Origin of the sequence: Butyrivibrio sp. FCS014, assembly GCF_000526935.1 — a bacterium.
In the GTDB taxonomy this organism is placed as follows: domain Bacteria; phylum Bacillota; class Clostridia; order Lachnospirales; family Lachnospiraceae; genus Butyrivibrio.
The window spans coordinates 578,146-597,240 of the sequence record NZ_JAHA01000019.1 but is presented as its reverse complement, the minus strand read 5'-3'; the positions used below and the strand labels follow the sequence as shown (position 1 = coordinate 597,240).

Genomic DNA, 19,095 nt, shown 5'->3' with positions numbered 1-19,095 from the left:
CATGGAAGCAAAAAAAGGTGCTTTAGGCTTTAAACAGAATACTCCTGCAGAGAGATTCTTTAACGGCCTCATTGTTGAGAACCCCACACTGGTTCTCATGATCGGAATGTGTCCTACCCTTGCCGTTACTTCATCAGCTATCAACGGCCTTGGTATGGGACTTGCAACAACATTCGTTCTTGCGCTCAGTAACGCGGTTATCTCAGCGCTCAGAAAGACAATTCCTTCAACGGTCAGGATCCCGTCCTTCATCGTTGTTATCGCATCATTCGTTACACTGGTAGAGCTTCTTATGAAAGCTTATGTACCTACACTTAACAAGGCATTGGGCGTATACATTCCCCTTATCGTTGTTAACTGTATCATCTTCGGAAGAGCGGAAGCTTATGCCAGCAAGAACGGTATCATTCCTGCATTCTTTGACGGAATCGGAATGGGAATCGGATTTACCTGTGCCATCACCTGCATCGGTCTTGTGAGAGAGTTTGTGGGAGCAGGTACAGCCTTTGATGTACAGATCCTCGGCGAGGGAACAGTGGTTCCCGGAGCTGTTGGGGCTTTCCTTTCAGGTTATCAGCCCATCAGTATCTTTATCCAGCAGGCCGGCGCCTTCTTTGTTCTGGCATTCCTTATTGCCATCATGAACAAAGTTAAGATGAACATGGCCAGGAAGGGAAAAGATACATCGAAGTTCGGAGAGGGATGCTGTTCCTCAGCTGAAGAAGCAGCAGCCGACAAGATCATGGCTGACAAGGATGCCGGAAAGGAGGCTGAATAATGTCTACAATAGTAAGTCTTGTGGGACTGATGATCTCAGCTTCCCTGATAAATAACGTAGTACTTAGCCAGTTCCTGGGCCTTTGTCCTTTCCTTGGAGTTTCCAAGAAGACAGATACCGCTCTTGGAATGGGAGCCGCATGTATCTTCGTAATCACCATGGCTTCCCTGGTCTGCAGTATTATTTACAAGTTTATTCTTTCACCTTTGGATCTTTCTTACCTTAAGACCATCGTATTCATTCTTGTAATTGCGATGCTGGTCCAGTTCGTTGAGATGATCCTCAAGAAATATGTGGTTTCACTGTATCAGGCCCTTGGTGTATACCTTCCCCTGATCACAACCAACTGCGCTGTTCTGGGTGTTGCCCTCAACAACGTTACCGACGGCTACACAATCCTTCAGAGTACTGTTTGCGGATTTGCCACAGCTGTAGGTTTCACCATTGCCATTGTTATCCTTGCAGGTCTTCGTGAGAAGATGGAGTACAACGACATCCCCGCTCCTTTCAAGGGAATGCCCCTGGTTCTCCTCACCTCAGGACTTATGGCCATTGCATTTACAGGATTTAGTGCACTGAAATGAGTGATATAGGGACTCAAAGTTGCAAGGTTCTGTGCTTGCACAAAGCACCTTGCAACCTTGAGGACCGAACATACATGAGGAAGTAGCACGACAGTGCGGATTCCGAATGTATGTAGGATTGCGAGAGCGAAGCGGAGCAATCCGTATATCACGTATAATATATTTAGGAGAGAATAAATTATGATCACTGGAATACTCATTGCAACTGCAGTGGTGGCCGGCGCAGGTATCGTTATCGGAATAATCCTGGGTGTGGCAGACATGAAACTGCATGTTGATGTGGATGAAAAAGAACAGGCTATTTTAGAAGCTCTCCCCGGCAACAACTGCGGTGGATGCGGCTTCCCCGGCTGTTCGGGATGTGCGGCTGCCATCGCCAAGGGTGAGGCTGCCGTAAACCAGTGCCCTGTTGGCGGAGCTCCTGTGGCTGAAATAATCTCAGGTATCATGGGAGTAGAGGCCGGCGATTCCACCAGGATGGTGGCATATGTACATTGCCAGGGCGACTGCGAAAAAGCAAAGACCAAATACGAATACAACGGAGTTTCAGATTGCAGACTTCAGACTCAGGCTCCCGGCGGCGGTTCAAAGACCTGCGGCTTCGGATGTCTCGGAGGCGGAACCTGCGTATCCGTTTGTCAGTTTGATGCCATTCATGTGGTTAACGGCGTGGCAGTGGTGGACAAGGAAGAGTGTAAGGCCTGCGGTAAATGTATCGACATCTGCCCGAAGCACCTTATCGACCTTATTCCCTATACCGCAACACAGGTTGTATCCTGCAAATCACAGGATATGGGCAAAGCCGTTAACGGCTACTGCACAGTTGGCTGCATAGCCTGCCACATCTGTGAAAAGAACTGTCCTGCAGGTGCCATCACCGTTGAGAACAACGTGGCTGTCATTGATCAGGAGAAGTGCACACACTGCGGTACCTGCGTAACCAAGTGCCCGAAGAAGGCTATCAAGGCTGTGTGACCCGGGTGTGCGCTCCCGGCGACAAAACCGGAGGCAAAAACCGGAGGCAAAAACCGGTAAGGCGGCATGTATAATCACCGCATAAACAAAATAGGATTTCATCCCCATACATCATTGGCTGTTAAGGCCTCATGGATGTATGGGGATTTTTTTACGATACTGTTTTTCAAATTTCCCCTTGCTTTTTTATCGCGGATATGTATAATAACTTTCTGTCGGTATTCTGCCGGCGATAATCCCGGATGTTCATCCGGAGATATTCCACTTTATTTTTTTATTTACGTTTGTGGCGGGGAAGCCATGTCTCTTTTTGACGTCCTTTGCTGCAGACCATCAAAGACATAAAACAAAAAAGACAAAACAAAACGACAAAACAAAAGACAACAGACAAAGGTAGTAAGGAAAGGGAAAAGAAACATGAATTTGAAAGAAAAGTGGTCGAAACAGAACAACTCAATTAAGCTTCTGCTCAAAAAGCTTAAGAGGCATGACACATTGGTGGTAGGTATTGCGGTTGTTATCGCAACTGCCATCTGCGGAGGGCTGATATATCTTAGTACTCCGGTAGTCACCGCAACTGCCAAGGAAGAGCTTAGACAGGATGAGATCGCGAGCAATGAGAAGACAGTAGAGAAGCTTGATGAGCTTAAGGAGTACCTTGACGGCATCGACAAGACCGTTGCCGAAAACCAGAAGAGCCTTAGCGTATACAGTGAAAAGAGCAGTGAAAACCATAAGGAAGCGGGCGAGCTCACCGAGAGAATGACCAGCAGTGTCACAGAGAAAGTAGTTGGTCTTGATAAAGACATGAAGGACCTTCGCCAGCTTATCAGCAATACGGAGTCAGCCATCGATACCCTCAAAAACTCCATGGAGAAAGGCAGTTCCGACAATAAAGCCCAGGTAGATAAAGAGATAGGTAATCTCTATGTTGAACTTGAAAAGATCGAGAACAAGTACAATGAAACAAAAGAGAATACCAGGAATCTTATGGGAGAGATCAGGACCGCTGTCCAGAGCGGCAATAAGGATCTCACAGACAAGATGCAGGATCAGTACAAAGATCTTCTTGCAAGGCTTGAAGAGACCGATGCAAGACTGACAGAGCAGAATACCACATCCATGGCGGATTTTAAGACTGAGATCGGTGCAATTTCAAATACCATCAATAATAATTTTGCCAAGATTGATTCTACGATCAACAGCGGAATGGGCAATGTAAATAACGAGATCATCGGCGTTAAAGGTGATCTTTCGGAACTTAAGAGCTACATTGGGCTTCAGATGAGCGACGTCAACAAAAATCTTGAAACGGTTTTTACATTTGTGAGTGACGGAAAAAAGAAGGTGGCATCGGCGTTACTCACTAAAGGCATAAAAGTCAGAGAAGATGCCACATTTGATGAAATCGCTGCAGCTGTTATGAATATCGAGACCGAGTATGTTCTCCCTGAAAATGAGATTCCCGGGGAGGTGGAATACACCTACCATTATCACACAGATGCTACGGGAGGCGAATGCAATGAAAATCTTGTGGGAGAAGACAGGAAGGGCGGATGCTACACCAAGGACATCCATCATGTTCATACCGACAGCTGCTATAAGACCCAGATAGTCTATCATTATGAAACCGAGGATAGCATAACGTGGTTAAGCTATGAGGGTGATTACTACAACGGAAAAGCATTCTATAAGTACCGCTGCAATTACTGCGGCGCTGTCTATGTAACTACCGGAAGAAGCCACGGAGAAACATCCACATCTCTGGCTGAGGTAGCAGCCAGACATGGTACGTTGACCGGTTCTGAGGAAAGAAAGACAAAGATCTGCAAGTACGCAGATGGTGAACTTGAGGGATATGCCACTTCCTGCGGCTATGTTCACGGCCAGGTAGTGGGAGCCAAAATCAGATTTTCCGGAAACGGAGTAGACTATGAGACAGTTACCGGAAACGGAAACTCAGGAAGCTCTGCTCCCATTGAGACAAGTCTTATGAGAACCACAGGTTTCCGGAATTTTAATGCAGACAGTGACTTATTTGACTTTACAGAGGGACCGGAAAAAGATACAGCGCCTTTAGGAAATGCTGCTGTAACCGAAAGTTCGTCCGCGGGGGCAGATGCTTCTTTTCCCGGTGATTTAGATAACGGGGCCAAGGACGAAAAGGGCGGCAATGACGGCAAAGACATTGACGCTGAAAACAAAGACGGCTCGGCAGATTCTGATTCCGGGAATACGGAAGGTGACGGCGCGCCGGATGCAGCGCAGCAAGGAACATCCCAGGAGGCGACTTCGGAGGATGCTCCTGAAGAAACCACCGAAGGGCAGGGATAAACGGCCTCAAACACCCCTTGGAAGCTATTGCTAACAGATTTCTTGACATTATGGGGCAGTCTGCATAGAATAGATGTGTTGTAGCGGATATAGCACAGAATCACAGTGCAGATTGGAGTGTATATGACAAAAATAGATATAATTTCCGGTTTCCTCGGAGCCGGCAAGACCACATTGATAAAGAAGCTTTTAAAGGAGGCTTTGGCAGGAACAAGAGTTGTTCTTATTGAAAACGAGTTTGGAGAGATCGGTATTGACGGAGGCTTCCTTAAGGAGTCCGGAATCGAGATCACCGAGATGAATTCAGGATGCATCTGCTGTTCACTGGTTGGAGATTTCGAGACATCCCTCAAGCAGGTAATGGATCAGTACTCACCTGAGAGAATCCTCATTGAACCCTCAGGCGTAGGCAAGCTTTCAGATGTAATGAGAGCTATCCAGAACATTGCAGATACAGATGATAACATGGAGCTCAACAGTGCAGTTACCGTTGTTGATGTTTCCAAGGCCAAGGTTTATATCAAGAACTTCGGTGAGTTCTTTATCAACCAGATCGAGAATGCAGGAACAATCATTCTTACAAGAACAGACAAGGCTGATCAGAGCAAGATCGAGACAGCTGTTGAGCTTATTCGTGAGCACAACAGCAAGGCTACAATTATCACAACACCTCTTGATCAGATCACCGGAAAAGAGATACTGGATACCTTCGAGGGTAACAATGACCTTGAGGCTGAGCTTCTTAAGCTTGTAATGGAGCAGGAGCATCACCATCATCATCACCATCATGATCACGGAAGCCACAAGACCGTTGCTGAGGATGGCTCCGTAATCTACAGTGCACATCCCGAGGGAGAGTGCGATGACGAGGAGTGCGAGTGCCACCACCATCATCATGACCACGATGAGCATGACGAGCACGATCACGAGCATGAGCACCATCATCACGACCATGATGACCACGACGAGCACGATCACGAGCATGAGCACCATCACCACGACCATGATGACCACGACGAGCATGATCACGAGCATGAGCATCATCATGACCATGATGACCACGATCACGATCATGATGACCATGACCATGAACATCATCACCATGACGCTGATGATATCTTCATGAGCTGGGGTATGGAGACACCCCTTAAGTACACTAAGGAAGAAATCGAAGGAATGCTTGGCAAGCTGGAGGATGAGGAGACTTACGGAATCGTTCTTCGTACCAAGGGTGTTGTTCCTTCGGTTGACGGTAATTGGATAGAGTTTGATTATGTTCCCGGAGAGGCTGAGGTCAGGGACGGAGCAGCAGATGTTACAGGTAAGTTCTGCGTTATCGGTTCCGAGCTCAACGAGGACAACCTTCAGAAACTGTTCAGAAGACTCTGATTAGAGAGGTAAAGAAGTGATGAAACCTGTTTATATTATCAACGGATTTCTTGATGCCGGTAAGACAGACTTCTTCAGATACACCATTGCTCAGCCCTATTTCAGAACAAAGGGCAAGACTCTTCTTATAGTATGCGAAGAGGGCGAGAATGATTATGAAGAAAAGCTTTTAAAGAGCACCAATACGGTGGTTGAGCGCATAGAGGATGAGGAGGATTTTACCCCCGAAGCCCTCATTGCTCTTGATGCCAAGCATGGCCCCGAGCGTATTCTTATTGAGTACAACGGCATGTGGAATTTCAAGAATATGAAGCTTCCCATTATGTGGAACTTAGAGCAGCAGATAACTGTGATCGATGCTTCCAGTTTCGAGCTGTATTTCAGCAACATGAAGTCTCTTTTGGCTGAGCAGATCAGAAATTCCGATATGATACTGTTCAACCGCTGTGACGGAATCGAGGACCTTGCTTCCTACAAGAGGAATGTAAAGGCCATTAACCAGAAGGCTGATATTATCTTTGAGGACAAGGACGGAGAGGTGGATGTGACTCTTGATGAGGATCTGCCCTTTGACCTTACTCAGGATCCCATAGATCTTAACAACTACGGCTACGGAATGTTTTATCTGGATGCCCTTGATCATGTTGAGAGATATGAGGGCAAGAATGTGCGTTTCAAGGGCATGGTTCTTAAGCCCGAGGAGTTCCCGAAGGACAGATTTGTTCCCGGACGTATGGCTATGACCTGCTGCGCCCAGGATATGCAGTTCCTGGGATTTGCCTGCGAATATGACAAGGCGCAGGAACTTAAGGAGAAGGACTGGGTTCTTGTAACAGCTAAGGTTGTTAAGCAGTTCGTGCCGGAATACAAGGGTGAAGGCCCTGTGCTTGTGGCTATTTCGGTGGAGAAGACTACTGCTCCGGAGAATCAGGTTATCGATTTCTCCAATCCACAGCAGTAATCAGGAGATTTGTATGTTTAATTACCTGCCGCTTCAATGGCTGTTTCTGTTTTATTTCTACAGCTTTTTCGGGTGGTGTTTCGAATCCACCTATGTAACTATAATGGAAAAACATCCGGTAAACAGAGGGTTCATGCGTGGACCCTTTTTGCCGTTATACGGAACCGGCGGAATTATGATGCTGGTGGTGTCAAAGCCCTATTACGACAATGTATTTCTCGTATTCATCGCAGGATGCATGGGAGCTACGATGCTGGAGCTTATCACGGGTATAGTGATGGAGTCTCTTTTTAAGGTGAGATACTGGGACTATTCCCACAAGAAGTTTAACTTCCACGGCTACATCTGCCTGGAATCCACCATTGTGTGGGGCGCATGCACCGTTATCTTTACCCATTACCTTCAGATTCCCATCGAGAGCATCATTGTTTCAATTCCATACAACATCGTGACCGTGGCCACTGTGGCGCTTACGGTTTTGGTCAGCATCGATTTTGCACTGGCCTTCAAAACGGCCATGGATCTTAAGGACGTTCTTGATTACATGGAGAAGGCCAAGGTTGAGATGCGCAGGATGCAAAAGAGACTGGATGTTATCATTGCCTTCAGGGGAGAGGATGTTCGCGAGGGCATCGAAAACCGTGTTGATGCCATAAGTGAGGGCATCGGAAACCGTGTCGGTGCCATAAGTGAGGGCATCGGAAACCGCGTGGGTGCCATAAGCGAGGGCTTTGGAAACCGTGTGGAATCCATCAGCAATTCTCTTGATAAGTCCTTTAGTATTATCAGGGAAAAGATGAATCTTGATCCCGGCGCTTTTGTGGGAAATGCCAGGGAAGAAGTAGTGGAGCTCTATGCCAGATACAAGGTTGTCATGTCAAGATTTACCCCTGGGCCCGTCAAGAGCTTCCTTGAGTGGTACAGAGACAGGACCATTGCAGGCAACCCTACCATGTATTCTTCAGAGTACGAGAGCAGCATGGAAGAAGTGAAGGATCAGAGCAGAAGAAAAGAGCATCACGAAACAACGTTATGATCCATAAAAAAGCAAATAAAAAAGACCGGCACGTGAGAGATGCCGGTCTTTTCATATTCATAAAAAATGATTAAGAAAGCTTGTTTACAGCAAGTGCAAGACGTGAAACTTTTCTAGAAGCAGTGTTCTTCTTGAATACGCCCTTTGACTCAGCCTTGTCGATAGCAGATGTTGCAGCAAGAAGTGCCTTAGCAGCCTCTTCCTTGTTGCCAGCCTCGATAGCAGCTCTAACCTTCTTGATCTCTGTCTTAACAGCAGACTTGATCATCTGGTTCTGGTCAGCCTTCTTCTTATTAACTAATACTCTCTTCTTGGCGGATTTGATATTTGCCATAATTACCTCCGAAAAAACTTACTATACGTTGTTATCAGTGGTATTTAGCCGGACACGGACAGTTAATACCACATACGTTAAATATATTAGAGTAAATTCAATAAACTGTCAACATATTTTTGTGCCAGCGACAGGCAAAGTATGATATAATTTTGCGTACGTGGTAGACCTGCGGACATAAAAATAAACGCAAGAGGATATATAAGTGGATCAGAGTAAGATTAGAAATTTTTGTATAGTTGCCCATATCGATCACGGCAAATCAACACTTGCCGACCGTATGATCGAGAAGACCGGTGTTCTCACCTTAAGAGAGATGCAGAATCAGGTTCTGGACAATATGGATATAGAGAGGGAGAGAGGTATCACCATTAAATCCCAGGCTGTAAGGATGATATATAAGGCCAAGGACGGACAGGAGTATACCTTCAACATGATAGACACTCCAGGTCACGTAGACTTTGGATACGAGGTATCAAGGAGCCTTGCTGCCTGTGACGGAGCAATTCTTGTTGTCGATGCAACTCAGGGCGTAGAGGCACAGACACTGGCCAACGTATATATGGCCCTGGATCATGACCTCGATGTTTTCCCTGTCATCAACAAGATTGACCTTCCCAGCGCAATGCCCCAGGAAGCCAAGGATGAGATCGAGGATGTAATAGGGCTTGAAGCACAGGATGCTCCTCTTATCTCCGCCAAGAACGGCATAGGAATTGAGGATGTGCTGGAGGCAGTGGTGCACAAAATCCCTGCTCCCACAGGAGATGCGTCCGCACCTCTTAAGGCACTTATTTTCGACAGTATCTACGACTCCTACAGAGGCGTTATCGTATTTGTAAGGATAAGGGACGGTGCTGTCAAAAAAGGCATGAAGGTTAAATTCATGGCAACGGGAGCCGAGGCTGAAGTTGTGGAAGTCGGCTACTTTGCCCCCGGAAGCTTCATTCCCAGTGATGAGCTTACTGCCGGTGATGTGGGATACTTCACCGCATCCATCAAGAATATTCAGGATACAAGAGTGGGTGATACCGTTACGGATTCCGCAAGGCCCTGCGCTGAGGCGCTTCCGGGCTACAAGAAGGTAATGCCCATGGTTTACTGCGGACTGTATCCCGCAGATTCCGCCCATTATTCAGATCTTCGCGATGCTTTGGAGAAATTGCAGCTCAATGATGCATCTTTATTCTATGAGCCGGAGACTTCTCAAGCTCTGGGCTTTGGATTCAGAGCAGGCTTCCTTGGACTCCTTCACCTGGAGGTTGTTCAGGAGAGACTTGAGAGAGAGTATGATCTAAACCTTGTCACCACAGCTCCTTCTGTTGTCTACAAGGTTCACAAGACCGACGGAGAGGTGTTTGATCTCACCAACCCCACCAATCTTCCGGATCCTTCCGAGATCGATTACATGGAGGAACCCATAGTAAACGGCGAAATCATGGTGACCACCGACTATGTTGGCGCCATTATGCAGCTTTGCCAGGAAAGACGCGGCAAATATTTAAGTACCGACTACATTGAACAGACCAGGGCTATCCTCAAATATGAGCTGCCCTTAAATGAGATAATCTATGATTTCTTCGATGCCTTAAAGTCCAGATCCAGGGGCTATGCTTCCTTTGACTATGAACTCAAGGGCTACGAGAAATCAGACCTTGTCAAGCTGGACATCCTCATTAACAGAGAGGAAGTGGATGCCCTTTCCTTTATCGTTCACAAGGACGGAGCCTACGAGCGCGGCCGCAAGATGTGCGAGAAGCTCAAGGAAGAGATCCCAAGGCACCTTTTTGAGATTCCCATCCAGGCTTCCGTTGGCGGCAAGGTCATCGCCAGAGAGACCGTTAAGGCGTACCGCAAGGACGTGCTTGCCAAGTGCTACGGCGGTGATATCACCCGTAAGAAGAAACTTCTTGAGAAGCAAAAAGAGGGTAAAAAGAAAATGCGCCAGATCGGAAATGTGGAGGTTCCCCAGTCTGCATTCCTTAGCGTACTCAAGCTTGACAATACCGACTGAGGACCGTGGAGAGCAGTATGGCAAAAGAGCTGTCACTTTATGTCCACATACCGTTCTGCGTAAGGAAGTGCTTATATTGCGACTTCCTTTCTTTTTATGCGGATAAGTCAGTGCAGGAGCGCTATTTTGAAGCCCTGGCAAAAGAGATACGGATATCGGCAGACTCCCTTAAGGACCACAGGGTTATCTCCATATTCTTTGGAGGAGGCACACCCTCTTTTCCCGAATCGAAGGATGTGTGTCGTTTATTGAACACTATAGGTGATAACTTTGACGTAGATGCTGATGCGGAGATCAGTATAGAGGTGAACCCCGCATCAGCCATGAAGGAGAAGCTGTCGGACTTTAGAAGAGCCGGATTTAACAGGCTCAGTATCGGAGCCCAGTCCCTTAATGATGAGGAGCTGAAGGCTTTGGGAAGAGCCCACGACAGTGCCATGTTTTATCACACTTTTGAATCGGCAAGAGAGGTGGGCTTTAATAATATCAATGTGGATATCATGAGTGCACTTCCCGGGCAGAGCCTTGATTCATACCTTGATACCGTTGGAAGGGTCATCGGGCTTCATCCGGAGCATGTTTCCGCCTACAGTCTTATCCTTGAGGAGGGAACCCCCTTCTACGACATGGAATTGGATCTCCCGGATGAGGAGCTGGACAGGCGGATGTATCACGAGACCGGGCGCATGCTTAAGGAGGCAGGATATCACAGATATGAGATATCTAATTATTCCGGGCAGGGGTATGAATGCCGCCACAACAAGGTATACTGGAGACGGGGCGACTATCTTGGACTTGGCCTTGGAGCGGCATCTTTAGTGGACAATATAAGATGGAGCAACACAAGGGATCTTAAGGCTTACGAGGAGTTTTTCAGGGGAGTACCGGGAGGTGATGGCTCTTTTGACCTTAAGGATATAAGGCAGGATGTTGAAGAGCTTGACGTTAAGTCGCAGATGGAGGAATTCATGTTCCTTGGCCTTAGACTTACAAAGGGAGTCAGTAAGAGGCTGTTTTTCCGGAACTTCGGAAGGGATATGGAAGAGGTGTACAAGGATGTTATCCAAAGGTACATAGACCTTGAGCTTCTTGAGTGGACAGACTATAGCGGCGAAGATGGCGGTGAATATTTAAGGCTCACCGAGAAGGGCCTTGATGTAAGCAATACTGTAATGGCGGATTTTTTACTGGATTAAGAATATTGGGAGGATGGTTATGAATTACAACTTTTTTGCACTTATCTCAAGGATGAAATATATAGAGAGATGGGCGCTGATGCGCAATACAAGGGCCGAGAATCTGTGCGAGCATTCCATGGAAGTGGCTATGATAGCTCATGCTCTTTGCACCATAGGTAATGTGCGCTACGGAAGGAATCTTGATGCCAATAAGGCTGCGCTCATTGGCCTTTATCACGATGCGTCGGAGATCATCACCGGAGATATGCCTACTCCCGTCAAGTATTTCAATTCCGAGCTTAAGCATGCCTACAAGGAGGTGGAGGCCATTGCGGACAACAAGCTTTTGGAGAAGCTTCCCGAGGACCTTAGGCCTTCCTTTGAGGAGATATTCAGGCCTGCAAGCCAGGATGAGGACGAACTCTACATGAGAAAGCTTGTGAAGGCTGCGGATAAGCTCTCTGCCCTCATCAAGTGCATAGGCGAGATGAATGCCGGCAACAGCGAGTTCAGGACAGCCAAAGAGAGCACCGGCAAGGCCATCAGGAGCATGTATCAGGAACTTCCCGAGGTTCTGGACTTTGTCAATGAGTTCCTGGCTTCCTACGGCAGTACTCTTGACGAATTAACGTGACAATCTTCATCGCAATTTGATTGATTTTTTACCACTTTAGCATCATAATTTATATATATGGATTATTTGCTATAGGAGTGGTTTCTATGCTTTTTATCAAAAGTGATGAGTTGAAACCGGGTATGCGACTGGCCAAGCCCATATACAGCAAGAAGGGTGTGCTCTTATACGATCGTGCCGCTGTCCTCAAGGACATGCAGTCAATCGAGAATATCAAGAGCTTTGGTCTTATCGGGCTGTTTATCCTTGAGCCCGCGGAACCCGTACCTCCCATGACGGAAGATGATCTTGAATTCGAGAGATTCCAGACGGTTATGTACCATGAGATCATGGAGGAACTTCAAAAGATAGTCAAGAATCACAAGCAGGAGAGATTCCCCGCTATCTGCGCGCAGATAATCAAGAACTACGGGAATCTTCGAAAGAAGATCACTTTCCAGCAATCCCTTAGAAGTGAAGACGACTATATCTATAAACACAGTCTTAACGTGGCCATTTTATCTGCGGCCATAACCCATACGATGAATGTTCCGCTTGCCGAACAGAATGAAGCGGTAATGGCTGCCGTGATCCACGATATCGGTAAGCTGACTCTTCCGCCGGACCTGCAGTCAAAACAATGCTGCAGTGCCGATGAGATAGCTATTATAGACGGTCACGAGGTGGCGGGTTATCCAATTATAGAGGATGCCTTTTCATCTCAGCCCAATATAAAAAGGGCATGTAACCAGGCAAGGAAGCTCCTGCTTGATTACTGGAGTGATACTCCGATCCAGAATGCCAAGATGCTGACCGCGGCCAAAGTACTGGTGGTGGCCGGTATATATGACAAGGAGACCTCAGTCCGGGTAGACGATTCGCCAACTTCTGAGGTGGTGGTCATAAGAAAGATGATGCACAGGCCGGATGTATTTGATCCCAAGGTGGTAAAGGGGCTGACCGACTCATTGAACATTCTGACGCCGGGCATAAGCGTTGAGCTGAGTACCGGTGAGAAGGCCCTGGTAATCAGGACCAACGATGAGGATTTCCTAAGGCCCACGGTTCTGAGCTTCAGGGATAATTCGATAATCGATCTGTCCAACAAGAGGGCTTACGGTGATATCGAGATCGTGGATATCATGAAGACCATGGACAACCGCTATGTGATGGATACAGCCAAGATGAAGGCTCTGGGTATTACAGTGGAGGAGCCTGTTTACGTCTGATAAATGAGGGGGAAAACATGTCAAGGATTGAAGAAATTTTGAAAGAAGCCAAAGAAAGAGGAGCCTCGGATGTACATATCACCGTAGGTATTCCGCCTAAGATGAGGCTTAACGGCAAGCTCGTTGTCATGGAGGGGTATGACAGGATGCTTCCTCCTGATACTCTGGAGATTGCCAATGAAGTAATGGATGAGAAGCAGGCAGCCAAGCTTGAAGAGAACGGACAGTACGATATGTCTTTTTCCATCAGGGGAATAGGACGTTACAGGCTTAATCTTTTTAAACAAAGAGGTTCCATTGCTATGGCATTCAGAGTTGTTGCCTCTGAAATCCCGTCTGCGGAATCACTTGGTATTCCCGATACTGTTATAGACCTGTATCAGAAGAAGAGGGGACTGGTTCTGGTAACGGGACCTACAGGAAGCGGTAAGTCAACTACTCTTGCTTCCATCATCGATAAGATCAATAACAGCAGGGAAGCCCATGTAATTACACTGGAGGATCCCATTGAGTTTACCTATCAGCATCATCAATCCATTGTAAACCAGAGGGAGATCGGTACCGACTCTAACAGCTATGCCAGCGCCTTAAGGGCTGCTCTTCGTGAGGATCCGGATGTTATCCTTGTGGGTGAGATGCGTGACCTTGAGACCATCAGTACAGCCATAACGGCAGCAGAGACAGGACATCTGGTACTTTCCACCGTTCACACCATCGGAGCTTCCAATACCGTGGACAGACTTATTGATGTATTCCCGTCTCACCAACAGCAGCAGATCAGGATACAGCTTGCGGGAGTTCTGGAAGCCGTTATCTGTCAGCAGCTGATCCCCAGCGGCGACGGCATCACAAGATTTGCGGCCTTTGAAGTTCTGCATGTCAACAGCGCCGTAAGGAACCTTATCCGTGAGGGTAAATCCCATCAGCTTATAACCTACATGCAGACCTACAGAAAGCAGGGCATGATCACCATGGATGACGCTATCCTTGACCTCTACAGATCAGGAAAGATATCCAGGGAAATCGCCCTTCAGTTTGCGCAGGATCCCGATACCATGCAGAACAAGATGTTAAGATAAACTCATGGATGATACGACAATTTCAATCTTAAGAAAATCATAAGAATTCTTAAGAAATTCTTAAAGACTTTTCGAATCGACCTGTTATACAATTAGCAGGTCGATTTTGTTTTATGTTTTTTCTTTGCGCCAAATCCGGCGCGTCAGGTTATTTCAAAAGAAATTCCGTTTAAAAGATCAAGAAAGGAATAAAAATGTTCAGTTCAATTACATCGGGAGCCGTGGGCGGCATCTCGCCTTACCTAATGCAGGTAGAGGTGGATGTGGCTGACGGGCTTCCCGGCTTTAACATGGTTGGATTTATGAGCGGCGAGGTAAAAGAAGCAGGCGACAGAGTCAAAGTGGCTCTCAGAAACGCAGGTACAAAAATCCCCGCCTCAAAGATAACCATAAACCTATCGCCGGCTGATATAAGAAAGACCGGTGTAGTGGTAGACCTTCCGGTGGCTGTTGGCATCATGGCTGCCATGGGAGAGATAGAAGAGGAAAGCCTTGCAGACACCATAGTCCTTGGAGAACTTGGACTTGACGGAGAGGTCAAGGAGATAAAGGGCGCCCTTCCCATCGTTGCCAAGGCGAAGAAAATGGGATATAAAACCGCAATACTCCCCGCCGGCAATGCCAGGGAAGGGGCCGTAGTGGAGGGTATAAAGGTCATCGGCGTAAGCTCCCTCCAGGAGGCAGCGGGATATCTTAACGCAGACCAAAAGGAGAGAGATCAGCTTATCAGACCGACAAAGGTTGATGTGAAGGCTCTTTTTGATGATGCGCAAAGTGACGGATATGATCTGGACTTTGCGGACATCAACGGGCAGGCTGCGGTGAAAAGAGCTGTGGAGATAGCGGCAGCAGGTTTTCACCACATCATGATCATAGGACCGCCCGGAGCGGGAAAGAGCATGATCGCCAAGAGGATACCTACAATACTTCCTCCCCTTACGCCGGAGGAAAGCCTTGAAGTATCAACCATATATTCCGTGGCGGGAATGATGGGGAAGGACAAGGCGCTTATAACAAAAAGACCCTTCATGAGCACGCATCATCTGGTGACGGAAACAGCCCTGGTGGGCGGAGGAAACGTGCCGAGGCCCGGCATAATATCCCTTGCCCACAGAGGAGTGCTGTTTCTGGATGAGATGCCTGAATTTTCCAGGGCAAAACTGGATATGCTCCGGCAGCCTCTGGAGGACAGAAATGTCCACATAGTGAGAAACCGGGGAACCTATACCTACCCTGCGGATTTTCAGCTTGTGGGCGCCCTCAATCCATGCCCCTGCGGCTTCTATCCCGACAGAAACAGATGCAAGTGTACGCCTCATGAGATAAGGCGGTATCTCGGGCATATTTCGGGCCCTGTGCTGGACAGGGTAGACATCTGCGTGGAGGCAAAAAGAGTTGATATAGCAGACCTTAGCCACAAGCGGAACATCGCCAATGAATCCAGCAGTTCCATAAGGGAGAGAGTCATGAGAGCAAGAGCCCTTCAGGAGGAGCGCTTTAAGGGGACGAAGCTTAAGTTCAATTCGGAGATGAGCCCCAAGGATATTGAAAAATACTGCAGGCTCGGGCCAAAGGAGGAAAGCTATCTTGAGCAGGTTTTTTGCACCATGGAGCTCAGTGCCAGGGCCTATCACAAAATATTAAGGGTTGCCAGGACCATTGCGGATATCGATGGATCAAAGGATATCTGTCAGATACACCTTATGGAGGCCGTGGGATACAGGATAACCGACGGCAAATACTGGCAGCAGATGGAGGAATGATAGATGGAATTAACAGAAAAAGATTATGCGCTGTGGCTGTTTAACGTGCCGGGAATCGGCAATGCCAGCGCGGATAAGCTCCTTTGCAGCGGCTTAAGCTGCAGGGACATATACGGGATGAAGGCAAAAGAGCTATCGGACATACTGTCCGCAAAGCAGGTAAAAGCCATAGAAAAGTCCAGATTTGACTGGGATTTTGACAGGGAAAAGAGAAAGCTTGAAGAGAAGGGGATCCGCTTTATATCAAGGATTGAACCGGATTTTCCGGAGAAGCTAAAGAACATTCATAATCCGCCCTTTGCCCTGTATGTTAAGGGGAAGCTTCCGGATCCTCAAAAGCCTTCCGTTGCCATTATCGGAGCCAGGATGTGCTCGGAATACGGAAGATACGCCGCAAGACATTTCGGAAGGGGGCTTGCTCTTTCGGGAGTGCAGATAATAAGCGGAATGGCCAGGGGCGTTGACGGGATTGCCCAGGCAGCGGCCCTGGATGCGGGAGGAACTACCTTCGGAGTCCTGGGTTGCGGTCCTGACATCTGTTATCCCGAAGAAAACAGACTGATATACGACGGAATAGCAAGCAGCGGCGGGATAATTTCCGAATATGCTCCCGGTACCATGCCCGAGAGCAGGAACTTTCCTGTGAGAAACAGGATAATAAGCGCCCTTGCGGATGTGGTGCTGGTTGTTGAAGCAAGGAAGAAGTCCGGAACCCAGATAACCGTGGATACTGCGCTGGAGCAGGGAAGAGAAGTGCTGGCGGTTCCGGGAAGAGTAACCGACAGGCTCAGCGATGGCTGCAACAGCATAATCAGCCAGGGGGCCGGTATCGCAGTGGATGTTGAGGATGTGCTGGACAGGCTTAGAATCAGGACAGATGCCTGTAAGGCAGAAGAGGAGGATGGCATTTTTGAGGAGGAGGAATTCGAAGAGATTGATCCCAAAGGCACTTCGAAAACCGCGAAAAATGGGCCTCTCAGCCTTGAAGAGCTCATCCTTGAAACGGTAGATATCATACCGGTTTCAACCTCCTACATCATGGACGAACTCTACAGAAGGGGTGTGGAAGTGACGATACCGATGCTCATAGGTACGTTAATGGACTTAACTTCCACTGGACAGATAGCCCAGAATGGCGCATATTACCGCAAAATCAGCGCATAACCGATTATGTCACCGATTGCGCAAAACGTTACCGACAACGTTACCGGAATCGTTACCGTTAACTTTGTCAATGTGCATTATGTATAAATAAAACGGTATAATATTATAAAAAAGTGTTAGTTGACAAAAATATGCACAAGAAATATACTCTATGTGTGAGCAACCGATTGCGCAAGATTGCGCAGTCCTTTTTAGAAAATGGAGGGAAAAATATGAAAAAGAAATTGGTTTCTGTATTGCTGACAGCAGCTATGGGCATGACCCTGCTTGCAGGCTGCGGCAATGAAGCAGCACAGACAGTAGCAGACACAGCTACAGATGTAGCAGAGACAGCAACAGAGGTTGCTGAGACAGCTGAGCAGACTGCAGAGGAAGTTGCAGATGCAGCTGAGGAGATCACAGACTACGGCACAGGCGAGATCAAGATTTGGGTTGCCGACAACGTAGTAGATTTCACAAATGAGCAGATCGCAGCATTCCAGGCTGCACATCCTGAGTTCTCAGGTTACACCTACACAGTTGAGGCTGTTGGTGAAGGAGATGCAGCAGGAAACATGATCACAGACGTTGAGGCAGGTGCAGATATCTATGCATTCGCTCAGGATCAGATCGCAAGACTTGTAACAGCAGGTGCTCTTGAAGTTGTTGAGGATTCAAACGCAGAGGCAGTTAAGGCTCAGAACGATGCCGGTGCTGTTGGTGCAGCTACAGTTGGTGGCACACTTTATGCTTATCCTCTTACATCAGACAACGGATATTTCCTTTACTATGATAAGAGCGTTGTAACAGATCCTTCTACTCTTGAGGGAATCATTGCTGATTGCGAAGCAGCAGGCAAGAACTTCTACTTCGAGATTAACTCAGGTTGGTATCAGACAGCATTCTTCTTCGGAACAGGTGCTGAGCTTACATACGACACAGACGATTCAGGAAACTTCACAAAGTGCAACTCAACATATGCATCTGATGCAGGTGTTGTAGCTCTTAAGAAGATTGCAGAGGTTGCTTCTTCCAAGGCATTCCAGAACGGTTCAGCTATCAGCAACGCAACAAACGTTGGTGCTATCGTAGACGGAACATGGGATGCAGGCGCAGCTAAGGATCTCTTCGGTGACAACTACGCTTGTGCTAAGCTTCCTACATTCGAAGGCGCTGATGGCAAGACATATCAGATGAGCGGATTCGGTGGATTCAAGCTCCTTGGTGTTAAGCCTCAGGAAGATGACCTTAAGCTTGCTGTTTGTGATGCTCTTGCAGCATTCCTTTCAAGCGAAGAAGTTCAGCTTGCAAGATACAATGCAGTAGGTTGGGGCCCTTCAAACCTCAATGCTCAGAAGTCTGATGCAGTTCAGGCTGACGAAGCTCTTTCAGCTCTTGCTGATCAGCTCCAGTACACTATCCCTCAGGGACAGTATCCCGGAGACTACTGGTCACTTGCAACATCACTTGGTGATTCTGTAATCTCAGGCGAGATCACAAAGGATTCCAGCGATGACGACTTCATGAAGGCTCTTACAGATTTCCAGACAACATGTGAGTCATACGCTCAGTAATAGAGTGATTCAGTTACATTCATAAAGCACAATTTTCAGGCTCGGATCCGGTATGTTTCCGAGCCTGTATTTAACTAATCAAACTTGCGACAGATGCAAAGGAGGCTTAAA

General features: G+C 47.5%; 16 protein-coding genes. 15 read left to right on the top strand and 1 reads right to left on the bottom strand.

Going from position 1 to position 19,095, the window contains the following annotated elements; all coding sequences use genetic code 11:
• The first annotated feature begins 1 nt into the window (after position 1).
• The 7 genes from rsxE (at position 2) to T456_RS0115520 (ending at position 8,057) form a co-directional block, all read left to right on the top strand.
• The gene (gene rsxE, locus T456_RS0115550) at positions 2–778 is read left to right on the top strand and encodes an electron transport complex subunit RsxE (RefSeq protein ID WP_035802487.1); all 777 of its coding nucleotides are present in this window, start codon (positions 2–4) and stop codon (positions 776–778) included.
• Positions 778–1,362, top strand: coding sequence for an electron transport complex subunit RsxA (rsxA, locus tag T456_RS0115545; RefSeq protein WP_035802250.1), 585 nt, complete (start codon positions 778–780; stop codon positions 1,360–1,362). The genes rsxE and rsxA overlap by 1 nt, the downstream gene beginning before the upstream one ends.
• 180 nt (positions 1,363–1,542) lie before the next feature.
• The gene (locus T456_RS0115540) at positions 1,543–2,337 is read left to right on the top strand and encodes an RnfABCDGE type electron transport complex subunit B (RefSeq protein ID WP_081749118.1); all 795 of its coding nucleotides are present in this window, start codon (positions 1,543–1,545) and stop codon (positions 2,335–2,337) included.
• A 417-nt stretch (positions 2,338–2,754) separates the two neighbouring features.
• Positions 2,755–4,671, top strand: a complete 1,917-nt coding sequence (locus T456_RS0115535; protein WP_024866934.1) for a hypothetical protein — start codon at positions 2,755–2,757, stop codon at positions 4,669–4,671.
• 123 nt (positions 4,672–4,794) lie between these two features.
• A complete protein-coding gene (locus T456_RS0115530) occupies positions 4,795–6,060 on the top strand; it encodes a GTP-binding protein (RefSeq protein WP_024866933.1) in 1,266 nt (421 codons plus the stop codon).
• Positions 6,061–6,079: 19 nt separating this feature from the next.
• Positions 6,080–7,021 (top strand): TIGR03943 family putative permease subunit, encoded by a 942-nt coding sequence (locus T456_RS0115525; protein WP_024866932.1) that lies wholly within the window; start codon positions 6,080–6,082, stop codon positions 7,019–7,021.
• Positions 7,022–7,034: 13 nt separating this feature from the next.
• Positions 7,035–8,057 carry a putative ABC transporter permease gene (locus tag T456_RS0115520; RefSeq protein ID WP_024866931.1) on the top strand — a complete coding sequence of 341 codons (1,023 nt, stop codon included), beginning with the start codon at positions 7,035–7,037 and terminating at the stop codon, positions 8,055–8,057.
• A gap of 70 nt (positions 8,058–8,127) precedes the next feature.
• On the opposite strand, the gene rpsT is transcribed toward T456_RS0115520, so the two are convergent.
• A complete protein-coding gene (gene rpsT, locus T456_RS0115515) occupies positions 8,128–8,391 on the bottom strand; it encodes a 30S ribosomal protein S20 (protein WP_024866930.1) in 264 nt (87 codons plus the stop codon).
• Between the two features lie 205 nt (positions 8,392–8,596).
• On the opposite strand from rpsT, the gene lepA reads away from it, so the two are divergent.
• The 8 genes from lepA (at position 8,597) to T456_RS0115475 (ending at position 18,984) form a co-directional block, all read left to right on the top strand.
• On the top strand, positions 8,597–10,405 hold the full coding sequence (lepA, locus tag T456_RS20445) for a translation elongation factor 4 (RefSeq protein WP_035802249.1): 1,809 nt from the start codon (positions 8,597–8,599) through the stop codon (positions 10,403–10,405).
• Positions 10,406–10,422: 17 nt separating this feature from the next.
• Positions 10,423–11,601: a radical SAM family heme chaperone HemW gene (gene hemW / locus T456_RS0115505; RefSeq protein WP_024866929.1), complete on the top strand. Its 1,179-nt coding sequence runs from the start codon at positions 10,423–10,425 to the stop codon at positions 11,599–11,601.
• Positions 11,602–11,620: 19 nt separating this feature from the next.
• Positions 11,621–12,217: a 5'-deoxynucleotidase gene (yfbR, locus tag T456_RS0115500; protein ID WP_024866928.1), complete on the top strand. Its 597-nt coding sequence runs from the start codon at positions 11,621–11,623 to the stop codon at positions 12,215–12,217.
• Positions 12,218–12,303: 86 nt separating this feature from the next.
• The gene (locus T456_RS0115495; RefSeq protein WP_024866927.1) at positions 12,304–13,425 is read left to right on the top strand and encodes an HD-GYP domain-containing protein; all 1,122 of its coding nucleotides are present in this window, start codon (positions 12,304–12,306) and stop codon (positions 13,423–13,425) included.
• A gap of 17 nt (positions 13,426–13,442) precedes the next feature.
• Positions 13,443–14,504: a type IV pilus twitching motility protein PilT gene (locus T456_RS0115490; protein ID WP_024866926.1), complete on the top strand. Its 1,062-nt coding sequence runs from the start codon at positions 13,443–13,445 to the stop codon at positions 14,502–14,504.
• Between the two features lie 194 nt (positions 14,505–14,698).
• A complete protein-coding gene (locus T456_RS0115485; RefSeq protein WP_024866925.1) occupies positions 14,699–16,267 on the top strand; it encodes a YifB family Mg chelatase-like AAA ATPase in 1,569 nt (522 codons plus the stop codon).
• 3 nt (positions 16,268–16,270) lie between these two features.
• Positions 16,271–17,431 carry a DNA-processing protein DprA gene (gene dprA / locus T456_RS20440; RefSeq protein ID WP_024866924.1) on the top strand — a complete coding sequence of 387 codons (1,161 nt, stop codon included), beginning with the start codon at positions 16,271–16,273 and terminating at the stop codon, positions 17,429–17,431.
• A 212-nt stretch (positions 17,432–17,643) separates the two neighbouring features.
• A complete protein-coding gene (locus T456_RS0115475; RefSeq protein ID WP_024866923.1) occupies positions 17,644–18,984 on the top strand; it encodes an extracellular solute-binding protein in 1,341 nt (446 codons plus the stop codon).
• The last annotated feature ends 111 nt before the right edge of the window (positions 18,985–19,095 follow it).

What these genes read in the sequence shown, in the direction of transcription:
- T456_RS0115530 (WP_024866933.1), top strand. Translation starts at nt 4,795, where the DNA reads ATGACAAAAATAGATATAATTTCCGGTTTCCTCGGAGCCGGCAAGACC.
- rsxA (WP_035802250.1), top strand. Translation starts at nt 778, where the DNA reads ATGTCTACAATAGTAAGTCTTGTGGGACTGATGATCTCAGCTTCCCTG.
- rpsT (WP_024866930.1), bottom strand. Translation starts at nt 8,391, where the DNA reads ATGGCAAATATCAAATCCGCCAAGAAGAGAGTATTAGTTAATAAGAAG.
- T456_RS0115535 (WP_024866934.1), top strand. Translation starts at nt 2,755, where the DNA reads ATGAATTTGAAAGAAAAGTGGTCGAAACAGAACAACTCAATTAAGCTT.
- dprA (WP_024866924.1), top strand. Translation starts at nt 16,271, where the DNA reads ATGGAATTAACAGAAAAAGATTATGCGCTGTGGCTGTTTAACGTGCCG.
- T456_RS0115485 (WP_024866925.1), top strand. Translation starts at nt 14,699, where the DNA reads ATGTTCAGTTCAATTACATCGGGAGCCGTGGGCGGCATCTCGCCTTAC.
- T456_RS0115520 (WP_024866931.1), top strand. Translation starts at nt 7,035, where the DNA reads ATGTTTAATTACCTGCCGCTTCAATGGCTGTTTCTGTTTTATTTCTAC.
- rsxE (WP_035802487.1), top strand. Translation starts at nt 2, where the DNA reads ATGGAAGCAAAAAAAGGTGCTTTAGGCTTTAAACAGAATACTCCTGCA.
- T456_RS0115525 (WP_024866932.1), top strand. Translation starts at nt 6,080, where the DNA reads ATGAAACCTGTTTATATTATCAACGGATTTCTTGATGCCGGTAAGACA.
- T456_RS0115475 (WP_024866923.1), top strand. Translation starts at nt 17,644, where the DNA reads ATGAAAAAGAAATTGGTTTCTGTATTGCTGACAGCAGCTATGGGCATG.
- hemW (WP_024866929.1), top strand. Translation starts at nt 10,423, where the DNA reads ATGGCAAAAGAGCTGTCACTTTATGTCCACATACCGTTCTGCGTAAGG.
- T456_RS0115495 (WP_024866927.1), top strand. Translation starts at nt 12,304, where the DNA reads ATGCTTTTTATCAAAAGTGATGAGTTGAAACCGGGTATGCGACTGGCC.
- yfbR (WP_024866928.1), top strand. Translation starts at nt 11,621, where the DNA reads ATGAATTACAACTTTTTTGCACTTATCTCAAGGATGAAATATATAGAG.
- T456_RS0115540 (WP_081749118.1), top strand. Translation starts at nt 1,543, where the DNA reads ATGATCACTGGAATACTCATTGCAACTGCAGTGGTGGCCGGCGCAGGT.
- T456_RS0115490 (WP_024866926.1), top strand. Translation starts at nt 13,443, where the DNA reads ATGTCAAGGATTGAAGAAATTTTGAAAGAAGCCAAAGAAAGAGGAGCC.